The sequence below is a fragment of the Persicobacter sp. CCB-QB2 genome (genome assembly GCF_001274635.1).
Lineage (GTDB): Bacteria > Bacteroidota > Bacteroidia > Cytophagales > Cyclobacteriaceae > Persicobacter > Persicobacter diffluens.
The window spans coordinates 1,174,487-1,201,110 of the sequence record NZ_LBGV01000001.1; the positions used below are offsets into that span (position 1 = coordinate 1,174,487).

The 26,624-nt window shown below is 41.3% G+C and carries 22 protein-coding genes and 1 pseudogene; 14 read left to right on the top strand and 9 right to left on the bottom strand.

Annotated elements, in window-relative coordinates; translation table 11 throughout:
- Positions 1-94: 94 nt before the first annotated feature.
- The 4 genes and pseudogenes from NG22_RS05325 to NG22_RS05340 form a co-directional block, all read right to left on the bottom strand.
- Positions 95-316, bottom strand: a pseudogene (locus tag NG22_RS05325) (peroxiredoxin); the annotation flags it as partial.
- A 97-nt stretch (positions 317-413) separates the two neighbouring features.
- On the bottom strand, positions 414-779 hold the full coding sequence (locus NG22_RS05330) for a hypothetical protein (RefSeq protein WP_053404766.1): 366 nt from the start codon (positions 777-779) through the stop codon (positions 414-416).
- A 176-nt stretch (positions 780-955) separates the two neighbouring features.
- Positions 956-2,323, bottom strand: a complete 1,368-nt coding sequence (locus NG22_RS05335) for a M23 family metallopeptidase (RefSeq protein WP_053404767.1) — start codon at positions 2,321-2,323, stop codon at positions 956-958.
- A gap of 274 nt (positions 2,324-2,597) precedes the next feature.
- Entirely contained in the window at positions 2,598-3,209 is a 612-nt protein-coding gene (locus NG22_RS05340) for a fumarylacetoacetate hydrolase family protein (RefSeq protein WP_053404768.1), read from the bottom strand.
- Between the two features lie 125 nt (positions 3,210-3,334).
- Between NG22_RS05340 and NG22_RS05345 the strand changes: the two genes are divergently transcribed.
- On the top strand, positions 3,335-3,880 hold the full coding sequence (locus NG22_RS05345) for a hypothetical protein (RefSeq protein WP_063790916.1): 546 nt from the start codon (positions 3,335-3,337) through the stop codon (positions 3,878-3,880).
- Positions 3,881-3,947: 67 nt separating this feature from the next.
- On the opposite strand, the gene NG22_RS05350 is transcribed toward NG22_RS05345, so the two are convergent.
- Complete coding sequence (locus NG22_RS05350) at positions 3,948-5,633, bottom strand: AMP-binding protein (protein ID WP_053404770.1); 1,686 nt, start codon at positions 5,631-5,633, stop codon at positions 3,948-3,950.
- A 452-nt stretch (positions 5,634-6,085) separates the two neighbouring features.
- Between NG22_RS05350 and NG22_RS05355 the strand changes: the two genes are divergently transcribed.
- The 9 genes from NG22_RS05355 to NG22_RS05400 all read left to right on the top strand — a co-directional run bounded on the left by NG22_RS05355 (position 6,086) and on the right by NG22_RS05400 (position 15,128).
- Entirely contained in the window at positions 6,086-6,553 is a 468-nt protein-coding gene (locus NG22_RS05355) for an Lrp/AsnC ligand binding domain-containing protein (RefSeq protein ID WP_053406889.1), read from the top strand.
- Between the two features lie 208 nt (positions 6,554-6,761).
- A complete protein-coding gene (sufB, locus tag NG22_RS05360; RefSeq protein ID WP_053404771.1) occupies positions 6,762-8,213 on the top strand; it encodes a Fe-S cluster assembly protein SufB in 1,452 nt (483 codons plus the stop codon).
- Between the two features lie 84 nt (positions 8,214-8,297).
- Positions 8,298-9,059, top strand: a complete 762-nt coding sequence (sufC, locus tag NG22_RS05365) for a Fe-S cluster assembly ATPase SufC (protein ID WP_053404772.1) — start codon at positions 8,298-8,300, stop codon at positions 9,057-9,059.
- Between the two features lie 24 nt (positions 9,060-9,083).
- Entirely contained in the window at positions 9,084-10,394 is a 1,311-nt protein-coding gene (sufD, locus tag NG22_RS05370) for a Fe-S cluster assembly protein SufD (RefSeq protein WP_053404773.1), read from the top strand.
- Positions 10,395-10,803: 409 nt separating this feature from the next.
- Entirely contained in the window at positions 10,804-12,270 is a 1,467-nt protein-coding gene (locus NG22_RS05380; RefSeq protein WP_157600872.1) for a hypothetical protein, read from the top strand.
- A gap of 293 nt (positions 12,271-12,563) precedes the next feature.
- Positions 12,564-13,790 (top strand): aminotransferase class V-fold PLP-dependent enzyme, encoded by a 1,227-nt coding sequence (locus NG22_RS05385; RefSeq protein WP_053404776.1) that lies wholly within the window; start codon positions 12,564-12,566, stop codon positions 13,788-13,790.
- A 73-nt stretch (positions 13,791-13,863) separates the two neighbouring features.
- Positions 13,864-14,301: a SufE family protein gene (locus NG22_RS05390; RefSeq protein ID WP_053404777.1), complete on the top strand. Its 438-nt coding sequence runs from the start codon at positions 13,864-13,866 to the stop codon at positions 14,299-14,301.
- A gap of 20 nt (positions 14,302-14,321) precedes the next feature.
- Positions 14,322-14,633, top strand: coding sequence for an SUF system Fe-S cluster assembly protein (locus tag NG22_RS05395; protein ID WP_053404778.1), 312 nt, complete (start codon positions 14,322-14,324; stop codon positions 14,631-14,633).
- Positions 14,634-14,708: 75 nt separating this feature from the next.
- Positions 14,709-15,128, top strand: coding sequence for a BrxA/BrxB family bacilliredoxin (locus NG22_RS05400; protein WP_053404779.1), 420 nt, complete (start codon positions 14,709-14,711; stop codon positions 15,126-15,128).
- Between the two features lie 1,282 nt (positions 15,129-16,410).
- Here the strand turns inward: NG22_RS05400 and NG22_RS05410 are convergent.
- The 4 genes from NG22_RS05410 to NG22_RS05430 form a co-directional block, all read right to left on the bottom strand.
- On the bottom strand, positions 16,411-18,624 hold the full coding sequence (locus NG22_RS05410; protein ID WP_053404781.1) for a radical SAM protein: 2,214 nt from the start codon (positions 18,622-18,624) through the stop codon (positions 16,411-16,413).
- Positions 18,625-19,442: 818 nt separating this feature from the next.
- On the bottom strand, positions 19,443-20,297 hold the full coding sequence (locus tag NG22_RS05420; RefSeq protein WP_053404783.1) for a DUF350 domain-containing protein: 855 nt from the start codon (positions 20,295-20,297) through the stop codon (positions 19,443-19,445).
- A gap of 31 nt (positions 20,298-20,328) precedes the next feature.
- A complete protein-coding gene (locus tag NG22_RS05425; RefSeq protein ID WP_072159040.1) occupies positions 20,329-21,078 on the bottom strand; it encodes a hypothetical protein in 750 nt (249 codons plus the stop codon).
- A gap of 10 nt (positions 21,079-21,088) precedes the next feature.
- Complete coding sequence (locus NG22_RS05430; protein ID WP_053404785.1) at positions 21,089-21,649, bottom strand: DUF4178 domain-containing protein; 561 nt, start codon at positions 21,647-21,649, stop codon at positions 21,089-21,091.
- Positions 21,650-22,168: 519 nt separating this feature from the next.
- Here NG22_RS05430 and NG22_RS05435 point away from each other — a divergent pair.
- The 4 genes from NG22_RS05435 to NG22_RS05450 all read left to right on the top strand — a co-directional run bounded on the left by NG22_RS05435 (position 22,169) and on the right by NG22_RS05450 (position 25,967).
- Positions 22,169-22,927 carry a helix-turn-helix transcriptional regulator gene (locus NG22_RS05435; RefSeq protein WP_053404786.1) on the top strand — a complete coding sequence of 253 codons (759 nt, stop codon included), beginning with the start codon at positions 22,169-22,171 and terminating at the stop codon, positions 22,925-22,927.
- A gap of 63 nt (positions 22,928-22,990) precedes the next feature.
- Positions 22,991-23,527 (top strand): dihydrofolate reductase family protein, encoded by a 537-nt coding sequence (locus NG22_RS05440; RefSeq protein ID WP_053404787.1) that lies wholly within the window; start codon positions 22,991-22,993, stop codon positions 23,525-23,527.
- Positions 23,528-24,379: 852 nt separating this feature from the next.
- Positions 24,380-25,111 (top strand): hypothetical protein, encoded by a 732-nt coding sequence (locus tag NG22_RS05445; protein ID WP_053404788.1) that lies wholly within the window; start codon positions 24,380-24,382, stop codon positions 25,109-25,111.
- A 46-nt stretch (positions 25,112-25,157) separates the two neighbouring features.
- The gene (locus tag NG22_RS05450; protein ID WP_053404789.1) at positions 25,158-25,967 is read left to right on the top strand and encodes an outer membrane beta-barrel protein; all 810 of its coding nucleotides are present in this window, start codon (positions 25,158-25,160) and stop codon (positions 25,965-25,967) included.
- The last annotated feature ends 657 nt before the right edge of the window (positions 25,968-26,624 follow it).

Below are 26,624 nucleotides of genomic sequence, written 5' to 3' on the forward strand. Positions count from 1 at the left end.
TTGAGAGGGATAGTCGTTTCGCCAATACTGAATATTTCCTCTCTTAATTTCTCATCATACTGATAGTCTGTATTTAAGTATAAGTCCTGAAACAGTGTGTTTTTGGTGAATTCCCAATTACTTCATAGCCTTTTTCCATCAATACTTCATAATTGTCTCGCAAATTACAAGCCTGGGCAGTACATCCTGGGGTATTGTCTTTTGGGTAGAAGTACAATACTACTTTTTTGCCTTTGAAATCTGATAATTTAATCAAATTACCATTTTGGTCTTTGCCCTCGAATGCCGGAGCGGCTTTGCCAATTTCTAATGCCATGGTTTGGATCGGTTTATGTTTGTGAATTTTGGTTTATTTGATCAAATGGGATTCGCAATATAAGCTTTCGTATACGTAAATAAAAGGATATTTTAGTCTATGGTATGTGCTTTTCATATATCTTTTTATTCCCGATTTGATCTGTGACTTCCACCCGTAACAGTCCTTTTAATGGGATAGTTTTGTCCAGTCTTTCGGACCAAATCATATTTGTTTTATAGTCATAATGTAGCAAAAGCCATTGGTCATTGATCCAGGCGTTGTAGCTGCTGATGCCGGAGCGCTCATCGGTGATTCTAAACTTACATTTTTTATTGTTTACTATTATAGGATGAATTTTTGGAGGGATACTATCGTATTTAATAGTAAACTGACCAAATGATCTGCTCTTGAACTTTATCACTTTTTCTTCTTCCCAGGTGCCGCCTATATAGCTATATCCCTTTCCAACTTTTTGGTACACTGCTGCTTTTTCCTGTTCGTACGCCTGCTGTAATTTTAATTCTGCGTAAAAGTTGCTTTTGAGAGGGATAGTCGTTTCGCCAATACTGAATATTTCCTCTCTTAATTTCTCATCATACTGATAGTCTGTATTTAAGTATAAGTCCTGAAACAGTGTGTTTTTGGTGAATTTTAATTTTAAATTCTTATGAAAGAAATTGATGTTACTGGCCGCCGGAATCTCAATTTGAAAGGGGGGCGGATCGTGTTACTTGAAATTTTAATGGAATCAGGGATGCCATCGTATAAATCAATTAGATAATACTGGCTGTTTTCGTTGCTATAATCCGCCGTTTTTATTCTTTGGGCATGTCCTTCATATAAAAGGCTCTCCTTGTATTCGTCCGCTGGCTTTTGCTCCCAGTACTTCAAAATATTCCCCGCAAGCTTAAAGCCATAGGGGGCTTTTGATTTGTCCATGCCCGGGATTTCACTTCTGTCAGGAATTTCTCCCTGAATGGTGAATCTGACTTCGCGTTTATTTTGATAAGCATCTGTCATCCGGATCCTGATATGGTAAGTGCTGTCGGGTTCTACCCAAAAAGTACCATCTCCATAAGCCTGTTGCTGAAAAGCCAAATGATTCCCCTGATCCAGATATAATTTTGCGAAGCGTTGTCTTCTTAGTTTTTCGATTTCATAATTGGTGTGAACCAAAATCTGTCGGCTTTCCACAAATGACAATAAGTCTAAATGATGCTGGTAAGTCAGGCTGTCATTGATGAAAAGCTCAAAACTGGAAATGCCATTTTTGTTGGAGGCTCCGTTCAATCGGTCAAAGGCCATGATCTCTATGCCGAGTTTTCCGTTTGCCGCTATGGGATCTGTAATTTCGTAATACCCGTTTTTTAAGCTTAGCGGCCAGTCGGTCCATTGGAACCCGTGATTGATGCGGCTATCGATTTCCATTGGGCGAAGTGCCAGTCGAACGGCCGAAGGGGGGATGTCATCTTTAATTTCTTTAAAGCCGTAGGAGAGGGGGTTCACCACTCTTTGTTCCTTATCACGAATTTCGAAATGTAAATGTGGGCCGCCTGATCCACCTGAGTTGCCGGAAAGTGCAATGACTTCCCCTTGTTTCACCGGAAAATCTTTGGGGCCAGGAAACATTTCAATGGTATAGGATTTCTCCTGGTATTGTTTTTTTAGGACTTCCCGGGCAATTTTATCATTAAAGGAAAGTAAGTGGCCGTATACGGTGGTGGAGCCATTGGGGTGAGCAATGTATAATGCCCAACCGTAACCTCCATGGGAGATTTTGATTCTGGAAATATATCCATCCGCTGCGGCATATACGAGTAAGCCCGTGACGCCTTTGGTTTTAATGTCAATACCGGCGTGGAAGTGTCCGGGTCTGAGTTCTCCCATGGTGCCGGAGAGAAAGTTAGTTTTGCCGGTTTGTATGGGGAAGATATAATAACCTTTTTCTGCTTCCACCTGTGCAAGTAGCGGGAAAGACAGGAGGTAGAATAGAAAGCTGAAAAAAAGGATAGGGGAGCATTTCATAAAATGTATTCGAAGGTTATGGGTTAGAATAGTTCGCAATAAAAAAAATGACTGTCTCTTTATCAAACGAAAAAAAAGCGACAGTCATTAAGAGCGTGTTTAAAAGCCAAAATTCGTAACGAAAATTTGATTATGGCAGAAGCCATACCCGATTATTTTGAGGGATTAGTAGCGCTATTATTGAGAAATTATCCAAACTCACTTCCAATAATTCGAATTTGCAGTCGGATAGTGCAGTTTTAAACACGCGCTAAGTTTTTTTATTTTTTCGGGATTATTTCACGTCCACCTCCAGCATTTTCTTTTCACCAATGAAACACTCCAGCTTATCACCGATGTTCACCTTTCCTACTCCGGCAGGGGTACCGGTGAAAATCAAATCACCTTTTTTGAGCATAAAAAACTTACTCATATGGGCAATGATTTCATCGATACTCCAAATCATATGAGACGTATTACCTTTTTGTCGTTCTTCCTTATTCACTTTTAGAGAAAAATCAAGATTGGACAAATCCAGTTCGTCTTTTGGTATAAAAGTCTGGGAAACCGGAGCGGAGCCATTGAAACCTTTAGCGGTGTCCCAGGGTAAACCTTTCGCTTTTAATTTGGCCTGAAGATCCCTGGCCGTAAAATCGATACCAATGCCCACCTCATCATAATATTTATGCGCAAATTTAGGTTTGATGTTTTTTCCATTGTGATTAATCTTCACCACTATTTCTACCTCATGATGGACATCATTGGTCCAGTCCGGAATATAGAAAGGGTCCACCGAGCGAAGATAGGCGGTTTCGGGTTTGGTAAAAATCACAGGTTCGTCCGGGCGTTCATTGTTCAGTTCTTTAATATGGTCTACATAGTTTCTCCCGATTGCGATGATTTTCATAAAAGACGGATATTTATAGGTATAGCGAGGGCAGGGCCTCTGGAAAAATTTTTCTGAAATTTCCGCAAAAATAACTTTTTAATAGGATAAAATTCCGTTCTTTGGATGCAGAAATTAATTGTATTATGAGTAAGGTACTAAAAAATCTTGATCCGAAGGCAGTTGAAGCATTGAAAGCTGAATTTGCCGCTGCTGGCGTAAATCACCAAATTGTGGATGAGGGCGACAATAATGACGAAATGGTCAACTTTCGTTTTGTTGGCAAGCATGAAGGAGAAGAGGTGATCTTTGATGTGATGATGTCCACCCTTCGTTTGGAGCATGCCGGTGAGCTCTATGAAGAGGCCGAGAAAGAGGTGTTGAAGCGTTTTCCTAATCTTCCGCAGAATTCTGAGGAGTGGAACCTGACAGATCAGCAAATCGAAGAAGTAGAAGAAGTTTTGGCAGATGCCATGATGGAAGCTGAGGCAGAAGGAACCGTGAAGGTGAAAGAGCATGTTACTTTGGATTACAATTCCGATTTGGATACGGAAATCTATGTGGATGTAGCGTTGAATGTGGATGCGATCGACAATCAGGTAATTGCCAAGTTTGTGGATGATTACAATAGCGGTGCATTAAAACTTGATGACCAATTGTATTCCTTCGTTCACGAAGAAGATGAGCAATAATCAAAAGCTTATAAAAAAGGAAAGGCTAGCAATTATGCTAGCCTTTTTTGGTTCATAGTGGTTCTGGTTATACAGAAACGCTTTTGCGTTCCTCGTATTCCTTTAATTTTCTCCTTAATATTTTGCCCACATTGGATTTGGGTAATTCTTCCAAAAATTCAATATGTTTAGGTCGTTTGTAGGCAGTTAAATGTGCTTTACAATAAGTGAAAATTTCTTCTTTGGTTAGTGTCGGGTCATTTTTGATGATAAATGCCTTTACGGTTTCATTGGATTTTTCATCCGGTATTCCAATAACCCCAGCTTCCGCCACTTTGGGGTGAGAAGTGACGGCAGCTTCTACCTCATTGGGGTAAACATTGAAGCCGGAAACATTGATCATTTCCTTTTTTCGATCGACTAGCTTAATATAGCCCTCAACGGTCATATATCCAATATCTCCGGTCTTTAACCAATCCCCTTCCATGACCAGCGCTGTTTCGTCTGTTCTGTTCCAGTAGCCTCTCATCACCTGCGGGCCACGCACCCAGACTTCTCCATGTTCCCCGAAATCCATATCCTTTCCTTCGTCGGAAACGATGCGCACGTCAGTACTTGGCAAAGGCATGCCGATCGTCCCGATTTTTTCGGAGCCATCAATCGGGTTGCAGGCCACCACCGGGGAAGATTCTGTTAATCCATAGCCTTCGGCCAATGGGCATCCGGTTACTTTTTTCCACTTTTCAGCTACATGGTCCTGTACTGCCATGCCGCCGCCAATGGCCACTTTAAAATTGGAGAAATCAATATTTAAAAAGTCCTTCTGTAATAATAAGGCATTGAATAAAGTGTTCACGCCAGTAAAAACCGAGAATGGATGTTTTTTTAGTTCTTTGATAAAAGCGGGTAAATCTCGTGGATTCGTGATTAAGATGTTTTTTCCACCGGTTTTGAAGAACAGCCAGCAATTCACTGTGAGCGCAAAAATGTGGTATAATGGTAAAGCCGTGATTACAATTTCCTTCCCAGCTACCAAACCGGTCATCATCCATGCGCCATTTTGCTCCATATTGGCGATGATGTTCCGGTGGGTCAACATCGCGCCTTTGGAGATTCCCGTGGTGCCTCCCGTATATTGTAAAAAGGCCAAATCTTCCGGAGCCAATTCTACTTTTTCCAGCCGGAGCTTGCTGCCTTCTTTTAACGCGTCTTTAAAAGAAACATGCCCGTCCAATTGATATGGAGGGACCATTTTTTTAATATGTTTCACAACAAAGTTCACAATGTTGCCTTTTAAGCCGCCAAGTAAATCACCTAATTTGGTGACAATAACATGCTTAATGTCCGTGTCCGTAAGAATTTCTTCCAGATTCGAGGCGAAGTTGGCAACGATTACAATGGCTTTCGCTCCGGAATCTTTGAACTGATGTGCCATTTCATGAGTGGTATATAACGGATTGGTGTTAACCACGATCAGGCCTGCTTTCAATGCACCAAACATGACGATGGGGTATTGCAGGAGGTTGGGCATCTGAATGGCTATTCGATCTCCTTTTTTAAGACCTAGAGATTGTTGCAGATAGGCTGCAAAATCATCGCTAAGTTGGTCGATTTGGTTAAAAGTCATGGCGGCGCCCATATTTTCAAAGGCGATTTGCTCTCCGTAAGTGTTGACCGCCTCTTCAATAAGTTCAATAAGATTGGTGTAAACCGCAGGGTTGATGTGCTCAGATACTCCTTGGGGATAGTTTTGGAGCCAGGGTTTGTTGTTCATAAGGTAATAGGGTTTCGGGCTAAAGTTGTAAGTAATATATGGTTATTGTTTTAAGGTCTTCATTTAAAATACATAATTTCCAGCATAATGATAAGGGAATTATAAAAAATATGCTGATTTTAGGTAAATTTTTAAATTTAGGGTCGCTATTTATCCATTCTTTTATTATTCTTGTATCGCGCCTTGCGAATGGATACCAAATGTTTTTTGAAAGTCACCCCTTAACAACTCTTTAGCTCTTTGGCTTTTTCTTTTTGGTGTTTTTTTAGCTGATCGTTAATGAGGAATAGGAGATTTTTTTATGATTTGTTAATTGCTTGGTGATAAAGTCGTCAAATATTCGGTGGATTGATGTTTTTTTTGAGAATTCCTTAAAAAAATCGGCAAATAAATACCTCAATCGCTATATTTGACTTGAATAATTCGGGGAATGATAATATTTTTGTGAAATGATGAATAAAAATTATGAGATCGATAATGTGGATATGAAGATCCTTTCACTGTTAACGGAGGATGCCAAGATGCCTTATACAGAGGTAGCGAAGCGTGTTTTCGTGTCAGGGGGTACTGTCCATGTTCGTATGCGTAAACTGGAGGAAATGGGGATTGTTCGTGGGACTACCCTGGATATGGATTACTCCAAGATGGGCTATGATATTACAGCATTCTTAGGGATTTATCTGGAAAAGTCGTCTTTGTATGATTCAGTGATCGAGCGCCTGGTGCAAATTTCGGAAATCGTCACCATTCATTACACTACGGGGAATTACAATATTTTCGTAAAAATGCACTGTCGTGATACCATGCACCTGAAAAATACTTTGCACGATAAGATTCAGCAGATTGAGGGGATTGAAAGAACCGAGACTATCATTTCTTTAGAAGAGTCTATGAATCGTCACATAAAGTTTGGTGAATAATTGACTCCAACTATAGATTGTTCAAATACAATCATAACAATTTATAATTGAATAAGCCCATTTTTACGAATGGGCTTATTTGTTTGCCCCTGTTTCTAATTCTATATTTGCAACAGTGAACAAACAGGTATTTTGCTGCAAATAACTTTTAAGTTAATCTTTTTATTACCTTTGCAGTTGAGTATTTATAAATAGTCTAAATAACGACATGAGTAAAGACGATCAAATTCTTGAGGAATTTACCCAGTCGGAATATAAGCATGGTTTCGTGACCGATATTGAGCAGGAATTTGCTCCTAAAGGTCTTAACGAAGATATCATTCGCTTTATTTCCGCCAAAAAGGAGGAGCCGGAGTGGCTGTTGGAGTGGCGCTTGAAGGCCTTCCGTCATTGGCAGACCCTCACGGAACCAGAATGGCCTAACGTAGATTACCCTAAACCAGACTTTCAGGACCTTCACTATTATGCGGCACCGAAAAAGAAGCCGGAGTTGGAGAGCCTGGACCAAGTGGACCCTGAATTACTAGATACTTTCAAACGCCTAGGAATCTCTCTGGAAGAACAAAAGAGATTAAGTGGCGTGAAAGTAGCGGTGGATGCAGTATTAGACTCTGTTTCCGTTGCCACTACTTTCCGCGAAACCCTGGCAGAGCAGGGGATTATTTTCTGCTCTTTTAGTGAGGCGGTAAAAGATCACCCTGAGCTAGTAAAGAAATATCTGGGTTCCGTAGTACCCTATACGGATAACTTCTATGCCGCTTTGAACTCGGCCGTATTCTCGGACGGTTCATTTGCCTATATTCCTAAAGGGGTACATTGCCCTATGGAACTTTCTACTTACTTCCGAATCAACGCAGCCAACACCGGTCAGTTTGAGCGTACGCTAATCGTTGCGGAAGAAGGTTCAAAGGTTTCTTATTTGGAAGGATGTACTGCTCCTCAGCGTGATGAGAATCAATTGCACGCTGCTGTGGTAGAGATCTTTGTAGAAAAGGAAGCTGATGTAAAATATTCTACTGTACAAAACTGGTTCCCTGGTGATGCAGAAGGAAAAGGAGGTATTTATAACTTCGTAACCAAGCGTGGTATCTGTAATGGATCTCATGCAAAGTTGAGCTGGACGCAGGTGGAAACCGGTTCTGCGGTGACCTGGAAATACCCTTCTTGTGTATTGAAAGGAGACTATTCTATTGGTGAATTCTATTCTGTTGCAGTAACGAACAACTTGCAGCAGGCCGATACAGGTACCAAAATGATCCACATTGGAAAAAATACCAAGTCGCGTATTGTATCCAAAGGGGTTTCTGCCGGTAAATCGCAGAACTCTTACCGTGGATTGGTGAAAGTATTGAAGCGTGCGGAAGGTGCTCGTAACTTCTCTCAGTGTGATTCTCTTTTGATGGGTGATCAGTGTGGTGCACACACTTTCCCTTACATTGAGATTGACAATAAAACTGCACATGTAGAACACGAGGCGACTACCTCCAAAATTGGTGAAGACCAATTGTTCTATTGTAACCAGCGTGGTATTGATACCGAAGCAGCCGTAGCCCTGATCGTAAACGGTTACTGTAAAGAGGTATTGAACCAATTGCCAATGGAGTTCGCAGTAGAGGCGCAGAAATTGTTAGCCCTTACTTTGGAAGGATCCGTAGGTTAATTTTTTATCGCTGATTTATCGGCGGGGATGGGGAAGCCCATCCGAATCAAAAATATTCATAAGACAATCATAAAAATCAGATAAATGTTAAGCATTAAGAATCTGAAGGCAAATATCGGTGAAAAGGAGATCCTGAGAGGGATCAACTTGGAGGTAAAGCCGGGGGAAGTTCACGCAATCATGGGACCTAACGGTTCCGGTAAGTCCACTTTGGCCTCTGTATTGGCAGGTCGTGAGGATTTTGAAGTTGTTGGTGGTGAAGTAGATTTTCAGGGCAAAGATCTTTTGGATTTCGGTCCTGAAGAGCGTGCGCGTGAAGGTGTATTTTTGGCATTCCAGTATCCGGTAGAGATTCCGGGCGTGAGTACGATTAACTTCATGAAGACTGCTTTGAATCAGGTGCGTGAGCATAGAGGAGAAGAGGCTTTGAGTGCAGTTGATTTCCTTAAAGTGATGAAGGAAAAAATGGAGTTGGTAGAGATTTCTCAGTCGCTTTTGAATCGTTCTTTGAACGAAGGTTTCTCCGGTGGGGAGAAAAAGCGTAATGAGATCTTCCAAATGGCCATGTTGGAGCCAAAACTTTCTATTTTGGATGAAACGGATTCCGGTTTGGATATTGATGCCTTGCGTATCGTAGCTAATGGCGTGAATAAGTTGAAAAATAAAGACAACGCGACTATCGTGGTTACCCACTACCAGCGTTTGTTGGATTACATCGTGCCGGATTATGTGCACGTACTTTATAACGGTCGTATCGTGAAGTCCGGTACCAAAGAATTGGCTTTGGAATTGGAAGAGAAAGGATATGACTGGATCAAGGCCGAGGCCGATCAGCAATTTGCTTAATGTTCCACTTTTAAGATCATAGGTATGTCCATGACTCTATCCCAAAAGGATGCCATGAACCAGATCGCTGAGGTACATGAGCAAACCGTCGCTAAAATCCCTGCTGTTGTAGCTGAAAAAGCGAAAGCTGCCTGGGAAGCATTGGCTGCGGAAGGTTTGCCAGCGCCAAAGGCGGAAGAATATAAATATACGCCCATTACAAAGCAAATTGAGAAGCACTTTGACTTTACTGCGGAAGTACCAGCAGGAAAGTTGACCGCAGAGGAGGTGGAAGCACTTCGCTTTGCGAGTGTGGATGCAGATGTTTTTGTAGTGGAGAATGGTGTTTTCAATCCGGCAATTTCCCATTTCGATGCAGCCAACTATACGGCTTGCTCGTTGGCAGAGGCTGCAGACCAGCACGCTGATCTATTGGCGGCGCACTTTGCAAAACACCCTCATCAGGAAGATCCTTTCCTTCAGTTAAATACCGCCATGACGGCTAATGGTGTTTTCATTCATGTGTCAAAGAATAAAGTGGTTGAAAAACCTATCTTATTGTTGCACATCAATGATACCCGTGAAGGTCAGGTGATTGCACAGCCTCGTAATATGGTGATTGCAGCGCAATCGGCTGCAGTGACAGTATTCGAAAGATATCGTACCATCGGGGAGCAAAAGAGTTTGAATAATGTAGTAACTGAAGTTTTCGCGGAAGCGAATGCGAATGTGAACTATTATAAGATTGAAGATGAAGGGGATGCCGCATATCACGTGGGTAACACCATGATCGTCCAGTCGCGTGACTCAGTAGTTTCTACTTTCACCATGACCCTTAATGGGGCGATGGTTCGTAACAACATCAATTTCGTATTGGACGGTGAAAACATCACTTCCAACATGTACGGATTGTCATTGTTGAAAGGAACTTCTCATGTAGATAACCATACCACCGTAGACCATACCCACCCGAATTGTGAGTCCAATGAGCTTTACAAAGGGGTGTATGATGAAAAATCTGCCGGAGTATTCAATGGTAAAATCTTCGTACGTGAAGGTGCACAGAAGACCAATGCATTCCAGTCCAACAAGAATATTTTGTTAACCGACGATGCTTCGATTGATACCAAGCCTCAGTTAGAGATTTGGGCCGATGATGTGAAGTGTTCGCATGGTTGTACAAACGGTCAGTTGGATCCGGAGCAATTATTTTACCTGCGTGCTCGTGGTATCGACCAGAAAACCGCACATGGCATGTTATTGTATGCTTTTGCAGCGGATGTATTGGAGAATATCCACATCGATGCACTTCGTGAAGAATTAGAAAAAATTATTCACGAAAGAGCAGGTTATTAATCGGAGAAATATTAGACGCAAGGAGCGTTAAAAAATACTAAAACGGTAACTATAATTTGGTTGCCGTTTTTTTTTGAATTGAAAATTAAACTCAATTTCTCTTAGTAGAGTGGGGGAATCATTTTTTTTAATTAGCGCTGGGGCCCTCTGGCGTGCGATTTTAGGCTTTATAAAATCAAGGGGTAAAAAACTTGTTTCGGTTTTAGTTGTCAAACTGGTTTGATTACAAAACATTTTTTTTTTAAAATGTACTTTTAGGTAGTATTTTTATTACTGTAAGCATATTTTTATGTATCAGCTTTTTTTAAGTTTTATGGATATGAGACTCTCTTTTTTTATAATTTTCGTTTTTCTAATACCCTCTCTGCTTTCCTGTAGGTCAGAGGTTCCTTCATTGAACGATGGGGAAATGGAGATAAATATTGCTGACCGGGATTTTATCCGCGGAACCAAAGCGACTCTTTTCATGAGTAATATTGGTAATCCATCCTCCGTAAAAGAAGTAAAATATTACCTGTCGGGTAAGGAGATTGGTACAAGTAATCACTTTCCCTTTCAGCTCAAATTTAATTCCCGGGAGTTCGAAGATGGAATTTATGAATTGGATGCAGAGGTGATCTATTCTGTTGAGGAGCAGGTTGCTGTCGTGCGGCGGCAGGTGGGTTTGCATAATGTAATTACGCGTTTGGATTCTAATACGGCATTTTTTGAGCGTTGGGTCTGGTTGATTGATCGGGAAGGAAATCCCATTTCAGAGCCTATGGATGTAACTTCCGCACAAACGTATTTTTTTCCGGATGATTGCCATGAAGAAATGGTGCAATTTGTGATATATTCCTGGCCAGTATTGGAGGGGAATACGGGTTCTTACAAGCTTATTTCTACCGATGTGTTATGTAGTCAGCCTCCTTTTATTTATTTTCCGGCACCAGAGGAAAAGGAATTGCCCGCATTACGTTTTGCGGAAAGCGGTTTGCCCCATTGGGTTGTAAAAGTGCCATTAGCGCCTCAAAATTTGGAGGGAGAGGCGCAGTTTGATTTGCAATTCAATAATGGGGAATGGCCTGTAAGTGTTAAGCAGACAGAAACAGAGTCTCATATGATTTATGAGGTTTCCTTTTTGCAGGAGCCAGGGAATGAGCTATTTGACCTGAATGTATTCAGAAAACAAAGAAGTTCAGGGAAAAGCGGGGCAGGGAAATATTGGCGACTATCCGATGTGAAAACACTACCTAACCAAAGTCAGTGGTTTGTGCTAGAGGAAGAAAAGGGGATGTCCTCTTCAGGTAATATCACCAAAAGCAATGTTCCAATTGCTTATGTCAGGCAAGATGGTCTTCATTTTATGGGCGGAAATATGGAGGGTAGTGAAGAGTTAGGAAGTAGGAAGGAGGTTTTTCAGGAATCGGAACAGGTAAGAGCGTATGAATGGTGGGATTCTTTTGAGCAAAAAGAGGATTTCCAAAAGTCTATAATAATGCTTCATAATGGATTGCAATATATATATGAGCTATCCCCACCACCAGCCCAATTGCCTAATCATCATTGGGAATCCATCCAGTTTAACACTAGAATCAATGGGGTGTCATGGAACCTAAATGGAGAACAGGTCGATTTCCTTCGTGGGAGAGCATCAATGCAGATCTCACCTAATGAAGCCAGATCATTATCAATTGTAATTGCTCTGGACGGGGATAATACTGGAAGTTTTGACTTACGTTTTCCATCGGTGATTCAGGAGGATTTTCAAATTGATTTTAAAAGCCTGAAATACTGTTATTTTTGGAAGGTGTTGGCTTCGAAGGAACAGATAGTGGATAATAACTGGTATCGTATTGATGACCTTGTCGTGAAATCCATGTTGATTCAAGAGTAACGATAAATGGGCATTCTTTTGGGTGATGAGTCTGATGGGTGCAGATTGACGGCCCATTCGTTTATTCATTTGCTCCAATAATTCTTCCCTTGATGGGCTTATCATTTTTTTTTATCCATCTGATCCCCTTCAAAAAACAAACAGTTGTTGAGATATTGCACTATTCCTTCGTAAATTGGATCGATTTTAAATAGCAAACCCTTATGTTGGGCGGCAGACCTTTGATTTGCAGTGATTTGCCCAAATTTGAGTTGGCTTTCTATTAATGAAGCATCACCCTGGAATTAGAAAATATGTCCAATACACTAGATATTCAGCAAATTCGCGCTCAATTTCCGGTCCTGCACCAGGAAGTGAACGGAAAACCACTGGTTTATTTTGATAATGCCGCCACCACCCAGAAACCACAGGTGGTCATTGACGCATTGGACAATTATTATAAGGGATACAATTCCAATATCCACCGCGGCGCACATGCTTTGGCGGATAAGGCCACACAGGCTTTTGAAGAAACCCGTAAAACGGCAGCTAAATTCCTGAATGCGGAATCACCCGAGCAGGTGATTTTCACCAAAGGAACCACGGATGGGATTAATTTGATCGCATCTTCCTATGGTCGTCAAAATATTCAGGCTGGAGATGAGATCATCGTCTCTACATTGGAGCACCATTCTAACATTGTTCCCTGGCAGATGCTATGTCAGGAAAAAGGGGCGACCTTAAAAGTGATTCCGATTAATGCCAAGGGGGAATTGATCATGGAAGAATTTGAAAAGCTGCTTACTGCCAATACCAAGATTGTGGCGGTCAATCATGCTTCCAATGCTTTGGGAACAGTGAACCCTATCGCTGAGATGATTGAAAAGGCACATGCGGTTGGGGCTGTTGTAGTGGTAGATGGAGCACAGTCCGCCTCCCATTTTGATATTGATGTTCAGGCGCTCGGAGTAGATTTCTTCGTGACTTCAGCCCATAAAATTTATGGCCCGACAGGCATCGGCTTATTGTATGGTAAGCGCGTCCTTTTGGAGGAAATGCCCCCTTATCAGGGTGGTGGAGAAATGATTAAGGAAGTCTCTTTTGATGGGACGACCTTTAATGAGATCCCTTATAAATTTGAGGCCGGTACCCCGAATATCGCAGATGTCATTGCCTTTGATGCGGCCATGAAATGGGTGCAGGATTTAGGTAAAGAGGCCATCCGTGCGCATGAGGCGGAGCTATTGGCTTATGCCAATGAGAAGTTATCGGAAATTCCGGGCATCATCTTCTATGGAACTGCAGCCGAAAAAGTGTCCGTACTGTCATTTGGTCTTGAAGGGGTGCACCCTTTTGACATTGGTATGATGTTGGATGCTCGTGGGGTAGCTGTAAGAACAGGCCATCACTGTACGCAGCCATTAATGAAGCACCTTGGCATTGAAGGAACAGTTCGCGCTTCCTTCTCCGTCTACAATACTAAAGAGGAGATTGATACTTTAGTGCAGGGCGTAGCCAGAGTGGCTAAAATGATGGCTTAAATTTTGTAGTTTAAGTAATAGATTTTCAGAAGGTTAACCTCTGTGAGTTAATCCTTTACCATAAAGCATTTTCATGGCGACTATTAACGAAGTTCAAGACGCAATTATTGAAGAGTTCTCCCTTTTTGCCGGAGACCGTGAAGCAATTACAGAATATATTTTTGAGATGGGCCTGAAGCTCGCTCCATTGGCCGAAGAGCATAAGGTGAGTCAGAATGTCATCAAAGGATGTCAGTCAACAGTGTGGCTGGTAGCTGATTTGGTGGACGGGAAAATCATTTTTTCCGCGGACTCCAATACCGGTATTACAAAGGGGTTGATCAGTATGTTACTTCGTATATTTTCTGATCGCAGCCCTGAGGAAATCCTGAATACAGAATTGTATTTTCTCGAAAAAATCGGAATGAGCGGGATTATATCTTCTCAACGTTCTAACGGCTTAACCGCCATGATCAAACAAATCAAACTTTACGCCCTGGCTTTTCAGGCAAAGGCCAAGGCAAACGCATAATCACGATAATAGTGGAAGTAATGAGTGATACAAGCTTAAAAGAGAAGATCGTAGACGCCATTAAAACGGTATACGATCCGGAAATTCCGGTGGACATCTATGAATTGGGACTAATTTATGAAATTGAGGTTTTCCCGATTAATAATGTCAACGTAACGATGACCCTGACTTCTCCATCTTGTCCCGCGGCAGAGCATATCCCGAACGAAGTTAAGGAGAAAGTATCTGCTTTGGAAGAGGTGAATGAGGTTAATGTGGAAATCACCTGGGATCCTCCGTATTCTCAGGACATGATGTCAGAAGCCGCAAAACTGGAGTTGGGTTTTATGTAAGCCTCTCCTTGTAATAAGATAAAATGGCCGTCGGGCCATCAAATTTGTATAAACAACAATTAATATAACCCTATTATGTACCCAGAGGAATTAGTAGCTCCAATGCGTCAGGAATTAGTAGACGCAGGATTCGCAGAATTTAAGACAGCGGAGGCCGTTAATGAGCATTTTAAGGATCATAAAGGAACTACCCTGGTAGTTGTAAACTCAGTTTGTGGTTGTGCAGCCGGTGCTGCCCGTCCTGGTGTTCGTTTCGCATTGCAAAATGCTGCCAATACGCCTGATAACTGTGTAACGGTATTCGCAGGTAACGATCGTGAGGCAACACAAGCTGCACGTGATTTGATGTTGCCTTACCCTCCTTCTTCTCCATGTATCGCTTTGTTCAAAGACGGTGAGTTGGTGCAGATGGTGGAGCGTCACCACATCGAAGGTCGTAATGCCGAGTTGATCGGATCATTTTTGGTAGGCGCTTTTGACGAGCACTGCGCATAAGATTCGATTGCTTTAAAAGCATACTTATAAGATGCCTGTTCCTTCATTGGGGCAGGCATTTTTTATTATATAAACCTTTGGCTTAAGCCGAATTATTCACCGCTAAACTCAATTATAAACACAAGTAATTTTTAGTTAGGCGAATACGAGTCATCCTCTTAGATTTGAAATAGCCCAAATTGGGGTAAGCTTATTTTCACCCTATTCCTTTACTTCCTTGGTAAAAACTCGAAATAGGGAAAATTCCTTCACTTTTTTTCTGTCTTGTAGCTAAGATTTAGGTCGAAACTTCTATTAATCGGTTGGTGACTTTATGTTTTTAGTCGCAAAAACCACCTCATTTAATTCGGTTATCACGCCATGGGTTTGCGTATTATCATTAACTGACTAATGATAAAGGCGAAAATGGAATTCCCAAAGTTTATTTTTAGGCTTTGATTCATTGCCTCCTTTTATCATTCCTACAAAGGCTCTTTTTTCAGCGCAATATTGCAGGTGGAGAATTGATGCGTTTTTATAGGTAGCAGCGTTTCCTTTCGATTTTTGATGCTTTTGATTATGTCGGTTTTGGAACCAGCCGATCATCTGATGAGCTTTTTTTACCTTAGTGAAATTGATGATTTTTGCATTTTTTTTAGGGGAAAAGCTATAATTATGGCTTTAATTTGAGACCTTTTCTGAGGATGATTTGAATCGATATATAAAGCGATACTCTAGACCAATTGTGTATTATTCAAATTTTATTTTGTTTTAAAGGCAGGGGCGCCTGATTTGCATGTTTTGATTTATTGGGATTGCTTTAATAAAGCTTTGCTTAAGATTTTGCAATTCATAAGAAAGGTATTAATATTGCATTCGATTGAATTGTATTATTTCGATAAATTTTGGTGATAAATCCGTCTGATTGATGGGGGTAATTACGCCTTTTCATTGCGTATTTGCGTAATTTGGCCTTATTTCTTTAGTCAATGGGTTTTTATTGATCTCTGGAAAGTTGTTTGAGTTAACTTTACACCCCTTTATCTTTTCACTATCTCTTCCTTAAATTCCACTACCCTTTTTGAAAGGAGTGCCCAAATTGTTCCAATTTCCCGTTTTTATCTTGGTCTATTCAATCCGCTTAAAATGAGGGTTTTTATCTTTGTTATTCGCTTAAGACAGGCATTTTTTGGGTTAAAAAATCAAGATTGCCAATGACGCCATTTAAGCTGTTCAATCTGGTGAAAACGCAAAAGGCAGGTCCTGAAGGAAACCTGCCTTTTAGTCTTATTGTTTTTTGTAATTAGCGAATGAGTAACAGGCCCTTTTCGCGTAGTTTCTGCCAAAGTTTTGTGCTGATCAAACTCAAAGCCGGCAGTTGAAAAGCTTCCTCATATTGTTTTCCCAGCGCTTCCAGCGTTAAACTTTCCCCGTTTTTCAGCATGAACTGAGGAATCTGTTTTTCCATCCAACGGATCAATTCTGCCGAAGCATCCACCCGAATAGTGGAGGATCTTTCATGGATGATTATCCGGCCTTTTTCCTCGGTTTTCATGCCCTTTCGGTTTTTCTTTTTCACCTGGAAATATTCGAAGGAAACATTGCCCCAAATCCAAAATACCCGGTGATTGAGCTTTTCTGCATCGGTCTTTTCCGGGATTTGCAGGGCGTGGTGCAGCAGGTTTTTTGGGATGGTAGTCGACGGGACTTCAAAATCAAACCATTCGTCTGCCTTCCAATCCACTCCCACGGCATGCATGAAGTTGTAAAGGGACTTTTTTAGGGCGCCCCCGTAGGCATCATGATTGCCACCTTTCGGGTCCTCATGGAAAAGGTCATTTTCAGCAAATCCGTCGAATTCCGGCCCTGTTCGAATGACGTCAAAGGCCTCCGGATTTCTGCCAATTGGGCTGTGGGCTGTCATGGCGAAACGATGCCAGAAGCCAGATTGAATAATATTATGCTTAAAGAGCTGGCGGACCACTTCAAGGGAATCCACCGTCTCCTGTTCGGTTTGCGTAGGGAAGCCATACATCAGGTAAGCGTGTACCATAATATTGGCTTCGGTAAGGTCCCTGCAAACTCTGGCGACCTGTTCAATGGAAACCCCTTTTCGCATCATCTTCAGCAAACGATCGGAAGCCACTTCCAGGCCACCGGAGACAGCAATGCAACCTGATTTGGCCAAAAGCTGGCACAGGTCCCGCGTTAAGGTTTTTTCAAACCGGATATTGGTCCACCAGGTGATTTTTACGTTCCGGCGGATGAGCTCCAGGGCCAGATCACGCATCAAAAGCGGGGGAGCCGCTTCATCAACGAAGTGAAAGCCGGTCTCTCCGGTCTGTGCAATAATGGTTTCGATTCGATCCACCAACATTTTTGCCGGAGCCTCTTCATAACGCCCGATATAGTCCAGATTGACATCACAAAAAGAGCAATTTTTCCAATAGCAACCGTGCGCGAGCGTCATCTTGTTCCACCGGCCATCACTCCAAAGGCGGTGCATCGGGTTGACCATTTCAATGATGGAAAGGTAAGATTTTAGAGGGAGGCCCGCATAGTCCGGATAGCCTTGCTCCGTATGTGGAACGGGCTTTTGATCGCCTTCAATGTAGACTACCTGATCATTTTCACAATAGAACGTGCGGGTGAGTGCCTCAATTGGACGATTGCCGGCTAAATGTTCAAGCAAATGGAGCACCGGCCCTTCGCCATCGTCAAGGGTGATATAGTCAATGTAATTAAATACGCGCGGATCATTAATACTTCTCAATTCTGTATTGGGGTATCCGCCGCCCATCGTGATTTTAACCTCAGGATATTCTTGTTTCAGGTATTGAGCGATGCGAAAGGCGCCGAAAAGGTTCCCTGGAAATGGTACTGAAAGCCCCACAAGGTCCGGACTAAATTGCTCCAAATGCTTTTGCAGACATTCGATTAATAGTCGGTCAATCCAATTCAGAGGTTGTCTCAAAGCATCCTCAATGGGAGAGAAACTCGAGGCGGTACGCCCAAGGCGTTCAGCATATCGGCTAAAGCCAAAGTCTGGGCTGATATTTTCCTTAATTAAGTCCCCCAAATCCTCCAGATACAGGGTGGCCAGATGGCGGGCATGGTCATGAATACCCATGGTTCCAAAGGCCCAATCCAATTCCTGCTCTTGTTTGAATCGAGCTCCTCTTGGCAGGTAGTCCTGCCCACAAATTTGATAGGCCAGAGAGGGATCTTTTTCTTGTAAGAAGGCGATTACCGGATCAATGGTCGCCAGGTATTCATCTTTAAGTGCCAGGACTCTTTGAGTGTTGGCATTTGGCTCCTTTTGGGCTTCAATTAAACCAAACAGTTCAGATAATCCTGATTTGTTGAAAATCCGAAGGACTAAATCAATGCCCAGGTCTGCTTGCTGTACGTCGAAGCCTTTCCTTTTTAAATATTGGGTCAAATAAGCAGTAGCCGGATAGGGCGTATTCAACTGCGTAAGTGGGGGGGTTAGAAGTAGTACCTTTTGAGGCCTCACAAGCTTTTGTTTTTATGGTCAATCGCGACAAGAAATAGGCCAAATAGCGGTATCATTTCAATATTCTTTCATCAATACTTATTTGACGGCCCAAAATTAGAGATTTTGACTGAAAATCCATCAAAATGAAGGAAAAGCAGGGGAGTCTGATTTCTCTTAGGTCGGCAAGGTGTTAGGGTTTTTCCTACCTGTAGGGAATTGTCGCCTTTTGCCTTCCATTTTCTTCGCGGAGCTCAAGTCGGAGAGGTAGCCAATTTTTTAGTCTCTGCCATAGCAAATAGCATTTGTTTGTCCGATTTGATAGAATTTGACGGGGCATTTTTTGAAAATGGGAAGGTTAGGGGGATTGCTGTTTTGCTTTATAATCAAAAGCCTTCCCGGGATTTCAAATACTTATAATTTCCCCTTAATTTTTATCCATTCGCTCCCGATTCATTGTGTTTTCGGTCTCCACCAGTCTCTCTCTTTTCCCTGGATGCCCATTCTAACGAGCTACTTTAAGCCGGATTATTCATACCTAAATCCTTCTTTAGCTGCAAGGCGGAAAAAATGATGGAATTTTTCCTATTTCGAGTTTTTTCCAACGAAACAGATGAATGAGGAGAAAAGAAGCCTACCCCCATTAGGGCTATCAGAAATTTGGTAGAATAAACGGTAACTGATTGATAATAAAATCATTGCGGTAATCTCTGGAATTAGCGGTGAATAATTTGGGTTTAAGAATTGTTTTCTCGCCCCACGCCATGGACATAAAAAAACTCCCCGACCTTTTACAGCCAGGGAGTTTAGGATAGTTGTCCAATTAGTTTATCCTTCAATCAGATAGCAAGGGTAATCAAAACAGATCCACCGATGTAAGCAAAAGCTTCAATGATGGCTGCCCCAATATTCGGATGCTCCTGATTCACAATTTCGTCCGTTAAGTTTTGTCCGGGTAATAAAATTTTATCCGTCACCAATCGACAGATTGGTAAGAAGATTAGTCCTAGTACCAATTCGTAGGAAATAATTACGATGGTAGAGGTCCAGTCTTCAAAAGGGTGCATAATGGCCGCTCTCATAATATTTGCCAAGCCAATAAGGGCACCTGCTTTACCTATTCCTACTGCCACATTCAATTTTGAAAGATGCTCATGGGTGTCATAGGGAACAATGGCATTATATACCATACCGGTTAATACGAAAAGGATTTGTCCGACTACCCAAAAGCCGATGGCGGTCCCTAAACCAAAACCTTCCGTATACAAAGCGGCGAAAATAATCATACCGGAGCCGGCAGCAACAGCACCTTCTACCAAACCAACCCCTGCATTCTGACGGCCGGTAATCTCTTCAGTTACCTTGAATTTTGCCAGTAAGAATTTATCAGAGATAATGGTAGAGAGGTTTAACAAAATGATGCCCACCAAACCATAAGTCATGATGGCGATCAGGTCGGCCACTAAACCATCAGACTGACCGGACATTGCCCCCGCAATAGCGAATAGCAAACCGATATAATAGCCCGTATTCGAAAGGGCAAAGGCCAGATTATCTTTAATCACTAATTCTTCATTCACCTTAATGTTCCGGTGAAAAAGCTGATAGGCCACTTTACCTATAAAAAACAGCAGGAAACAGCTTACCAGGTAAGCCAGTGTAAGCATTAAGCTTGTTCCAATTTCTTGTATCATGATCCGTTGGGTTGATTAAATGTTAATTTGATTACTTTCCAAAGCCACCACCACGGCTTCGGAAGGAAGAGGAGGATGAACGGCTGCTTCTGGAGCTTGAACTGCTACTTCTGGTAGAGCTACTGCGGGAAGTTCTGCTGGATACCCGACTCTGGAAACTGCTGTTTTTTGACCAACTGGAACCTGAGCGTGCTCCCTGAGATCCGTAAGTACCGTAATAGGTACGGCCATTACTGCCTACAGGCCCGTAGTAATCACGTCCTCTTGTGCGATAATTGCTGTAGTAATCATTGTAATAAGAATAGCGTACTGGGTAAGTCATCATGTTAAACATGGAATTCATAAAGGCGAACCTTCCATAGAACTCCCAAAAACTGGTGCCTCCGCGATCCACCCAATGGCCATATTGTTTATTCCCTACATAATTGGAATAACCTGCCGGCACAATGGATTTGCTTACCTTGCCCTCTTTCTTAGAGGCGATCTCCATGCCCATTGCGTCTTCATATTGGTAGAAGAATCTTTGCGAAACTTCTTGCCAAGGCGTAATTTCCTCTTTGGGCTCTCCGTTTACCTCTTTAATCACCTTATATTGGTGCTTATAGGTGGTGGAAAACATTCCCTCGGTATCCATATCATATAAAATGATCGTGTAAACGGGTTCTGAATCCAGGTCGCGGATCAATACATCCAGCGGAGATTTGTAATAACGCTTTCCCCCGCAACTGCTCAGGAAAAGCGCCATAAAGAAAAGTAATAAGTATCTTGATTGATGTTTCATTATAAAAGTCTTAGCCGTTTTGGGCTGGAAGAATGTTGGATATTTCAAATGCTTTGATGGGTTTACCTATGGAAGCTTCAAATTCGCGCTCATCCCACTGGCTAACCGCTATCATTTTACTTTCATCCTTAGTATAATATTCCCATTCTATGAATTCTGCCCAGGCATCATCATAGTTGTTTTCTTCCATATCCTTGCAGTATCCGGCAGAGTCCCCATCCAGGTAATAGGTGTCCCCGTCAAAAATAATTTTGGTTGGGCCTTCCTTATGCTTGACAATATATTCCGGCAAGTCCTCATCTATACTGCGAATTTTCACAGATCTGCTGACCGACAGGTCCAATCCATCATTGGCATCCACGGAAAGGTAAAGTTCCAGCTCTCCATCAAATAGTTTAAACTCCTTGGTGAAGTACTCCTTTCCCCAATCATAATCCCAGGCCTGAGTCACTTTCCAACTCTTCAAATCATAGTCCAGCATAAAGCCCACTTGCAAATCCGTTATTTGGATATTGGTAGGGTCATAGGCGGGCTCTTTGTCTTTTTTCTTAAAAAAATCGAACAGTCCCATATTTTATATTTTTTGATTTCGAATATTACTATTCAAACATAAGAAAAAAATATTCCAAATACACCTAATTGCCCTTTCCTGTAAGTTAACGGCGATTATTTGGTTTTAATGGTCTTCTCATTCTGACGGTCATTTTTGCTTTATGTCCTGAAATGAACAAAAAGGGGCCGATATTTATCTTATTTGGGTGAGTGGGAGTTGTTTGAGGGGATTTCATTGGTAATGAAGGGTTTGGGGTTTATCATTACTTGTCCTGCATCTTGAATTAGGTATTTCGAGCTTGCCTCATGAGGGGCAGTTTCTTTAGAAATGTTCCAATTTTACTTTAAGTGGGGGGCTGTATTTTTCTTCCGTTTTTTTATACTACTTTTTCTATTTGTGGATTTTGGCCGTGTTATAAAAAATGATCCCCGGAGCTAAAAGTAAAGAAGGAGGGAAGTAAATATGGGGTAAAGCAAAATTGGTCAACTCATTCGTACATTTGAACTTTAGAGGGAAAGTTCGACTTATCAATTTGAAATGGAATCTTTCGTTTTTCATCCACCGGAATCTCTTCAGCAATATATCGATGTCCTTTGGCTGGGCAAATCAGCTGATTTGTCGATTACTTCCGTGCACTATGCTCCCGAGTTCACAGAATTAATATTTAATTATGGTGATCGCTTCGAAATAAAAGGTGAAAATGTGGCGCAGAAACGAACCCGGGAAAGTTGCACCATCTGTATTTCCGGATTAAAAAAACAGCCCTTTATCACCACCACCGAAGGGCGCTATTGTAGTGCCGGATTAATATTAAAACCCTACTGTTTCCGCTTCCTGCAAGAGCTACTGAAGGCTCCAATACTGGAAAAGGTGGAACGATGCATCTTCAGGGATTTGATTAATACCCAACGGCCCGACGCCACCAAGGTTTTTACACTCCTGGAGGCATTCTTTTCCCAAATCAAGCTGGATCCCATTCTGCAAATATTCGAACAGCAAATTTCTGCTACTTTTTTAGAACGGGGTGCCCTCAGACGGTTTAGTCAGCGGCAGCAGTTGTCCTCCAAAAGTTTTATTCAGAAGTTTAAAAAGCATTATTTTATAACCCCGGCCCAGTATGTTAAGCTCCGACAGATCAATTATGCCCGGAGTTTAATTCATCAGCGTCCAGATCTGTCTTTAGGGCAGATTGGTTTGGAGGCAGGTTTTTATGATCAGCCCCATTTTGTCCGGGTATTTCAGCAGTACATGGGCAGTAGTCCCAAAAATTTCTCTGAACCGAAAGTTCCCGGGTAATTTTTATACAATTTTGAGAACATCCGTTCTCTTACCTTTGTAGCGTAATATAAAATAATAGTCATGGAAGAACGTAAGCTTAAGTTGTATATTAGTATGAGTGTGGATGGTTTTATTGCGACTAAGGATGATGATTTATCCTGGCTGTCTATTGCCGAAAAGGAGGGAGAGGATTATGGCTATGCAGCATTTACCAAAGATGTGGACACTTATATTGTGGGACGCAGAACTTACGAAGTAGTCCTTAAACTTTGTGATGGGAAATTTCCGCCAGCGGAAAAATTTGATTGTTATGTCATCAGCAGAGAAGAGCGAGTGCCAGAAAACGGCGTGCAATTTTACAATGGAGATCTTGAAAAATTAGTCCATGAGTTGAAGCAACGGCCGGGCGGTACGATTTATTGCGATGGCGGTGGCGCAATTGTGAAGCTGCTCATGGCAAAAAGCCTGATTGACGAATATATCATTTTTATGATGCCAACCATGCTGGGAGACGGAATACGTTTGTTTCAGGGAGGGGTGAAACCGATAGGGTTGAAGGCGCTGGAGCCAAAATTCTTTGAGGCCGGAGTTGTTCGCTTGCATTATGTGAAGGAATGAAAGGGGCGCCAATGCATATACTCCTCCTTTACTGCTAATAATGATGATTTTTTAACAGCCTTCCGTGTAACGAAACGGAAGGCTTTTTTTACTAGGAATTTTTAGTCTCAGCGTTTCGGGAAGGATGAGAATTCTAAACCTATTATGATCCATCCTCAAATCTACCTTTTGCCGTAAGTCGGGATAATTGATGGCGTAATTTTTATTTCGAATATATTCACTGGAGTTAGTTTTGTTTCAGAGCCTGTTGAAGCATAGTTTGATTTAACCCGGTTTATTCATGCTTTAATCCTCGTTTAGCTGCAAGGCGGGAAAAATGAAGGAATAGTTTTCTATTTTTTTCTAACGAAGCAGCTGAATGAGGAGAAATCAAGCTTGTCCAAATTTGGGCTATTAAATAATCAGTCGACACGAATGTACTATATTGATAATTAGTTGATTAAATCAAGTCCCTGAATCTGGCGGTGAATAATTCTGGTTAAGCGCTGTAACTCCCTCGTTTTTGGAAGCAATTAGGTAATGGGTATTTCATCAACTTATTGAAAAGTATATTATCATATCAACTCAAAATCAAGGGGTGTTGCCATCCTTTTTTAATCACTTGATTAGTTTTCTTTTTTCAATAGAATCTCAGCTATCTGAATCTGATCAAGTAATACTTTAAAATGATGGGAAAATTAATGGGATTGGGTTTGATTTTCTGTGTTTCCCTGCCGGAGAGTTGTTTACTGCTTATCTGGTTTCTTGAAATAGTACCATTACGATGTGTTAATCCCTGATTAATCTAGCTTTAAGTTTAGTGGGTGCGTGATGGTTTAATTTTGCCTTATAAAACATTGATGAAATAATATTATGTGGGTAAAAATTAAATTTGGCTTGTGGGTCCTTATGTTGTTCGGCTTTTACTTTGTGAATGCGCAAGGTGCTGTTTGTGATGATGATAAGTTTGCTCCGGATAATTATTTCAGAGCCGTTCATAAGGATTATCATCCCGGAAGGATATATTTTCATGATGGGAAGGTACAGGAGGGTTTTGTTTTGGTCTCAAGGGCTGGTTCCGGTCTTATTGCGATCCCGACTCGGATTAATTTCAAAGCAAATGAAAAGTCCCAGGTTGAATATTACAAAATTAAAGATCTTTTCGCATTTGTGGCAGGCGCAGATTCTTTTGCAATCGCGAATAATATTCATCACCATCTGATGATAAAAAAGCCCTTTAAGAAAGAGTTCGTTCGGATCATAGAAACAAAAGGCCCTGTTGTTTACGCCATGGAGCATGGCGAGGCGGGATCAAATGGACAGGTTTTTTATACGAATGCTATGGTTTTAATTGATAAAGCTACTGGTGATGCCGTAAGTGTAGTCAGACCGAAAAAACAGTATCCCAAAATTTTTAAAATGCTTTCTCACAATGCGGAATTTGTAGCTTATACAGAGCGCGTTCCCAAATGGTATTCAAATTTAGCTAAGTCCCCAAAGAAGGAAGAGGTCGGAAGGCCAATTAATTGGGAAACAATGGAGCCGATGTATCAGCATGAATTGATGCGCTTGTATTTTCAAGATTTATTGGAGAATAACCCTTAGTAGTCAATCTATTGTGAATTTATAGTAATGTAAAAAAATTGAGTATATGAATAAAAAACTACTTTTAGTAACATTGTTTTTGCTTCTTGGAGAGCTAGTAACATTTGCGAAAACATCTTCTTCAAATACTGAGGATAAACTTTATAAGTTTGGAATATCTGGTCCCGGGATTGCAGTTTCTTGGTATAATACACCCATATCGAAGTTTCCAGTCAGTGAAGGTTTTTCAAATGCAGGTTATGCTGGCTTGCATTTAGGTATTCGAGGAGTTTATCGTTTAAATTCCCATTTTGATCTTATTGGTGAATTAAACTATTTGGGAACCGGAGGGAATTATACTAAAGAAGATAGACGTGTTACGGTAATTGGAGAAGGGAAAGCGATGATCCATCGAGCCTACGGTTTCAATACCTTAAGTGTTCCATTAATGATCAGCCGAAAGTTTGTCCTTGATCCCGATAGTAAAATGCCTTCATATGCAAGGCCTGCCATTCGTATTTCCGGTGGCGCAGTGTTCAATTTTAATATGAGTCAAAAATATAGTTGGAGTAGATATGAAGGGAATATTGTGGTCGCCTCAAAAACCTATAAAGAGCAAATTGAATTTGCAAATCCCTTTAATGTGGGATTAGCCTTTGAAGCGGCCTATGATCATATTCTTAACACTAATTTCTTTGTCTTTCTAAAGTACCAGCAAACTTTATCACAAATCTTTGATGGCAATCATGATACACTGGACTATCACTACTCAGGAGCAAGTGGTGATAATTGGAATACAAGGATGGGTACAATAACCCTTGGTGTGGGAATTTATATCATAAAGAAAAGACATAAATTTGACACCTCCTGGATGTAAATAAATGAAGGGGTTGTAGCGCAGGGTTTTAAGGTGTGTATTGATGAGGTGATTCTCATTATTCCCAGCTGAGGAAGGCGGCCTTAATGTCGACCTCCTCATTTATGTTAAGAGGGTGAGTAATCATAAATTCTTTCTCCCTCTTTTTTGAGCCTGATCATTTTCCATCTGATGATATGAAGACAAAGCAATCAAAAAGGGAAAACAACACAAACAGCCGTTTTCCCTTTTTTTAGGGTAATTTTTTAATATTTTCTATGCCTGAAGCAAATCCTTCAATGGTTTGATTATATGGAGGATGGGCCCGGTAATTACTTTGTGAGCCCATAAATAAGGGAATTATCGGAGCTGGTTTTGTTTAATTTACTTTAAAAGAGAGCTGCTGTTTTCTTCTAAAAAACTTGTTTCTAATTGCGCAAACCTTCAATTTTTTGAAGCATTTGGTGAGGTTTATAATGCTCTATCTTTAAAAGAACCTTTTACTTCACACTAACTGTATTTGGTATTGAGTATTAAAAAGATTTTAGTTGTTAAGTTTTGGTTTTGATTTGCATTAAATCGGCAAAATAAATGAATTAGAATGTATGGGGAGCGGTTCTGATGGGTGGTAATAAGAATAAAAAATGAATACTTTGCATTAAATTTTTATATATGATT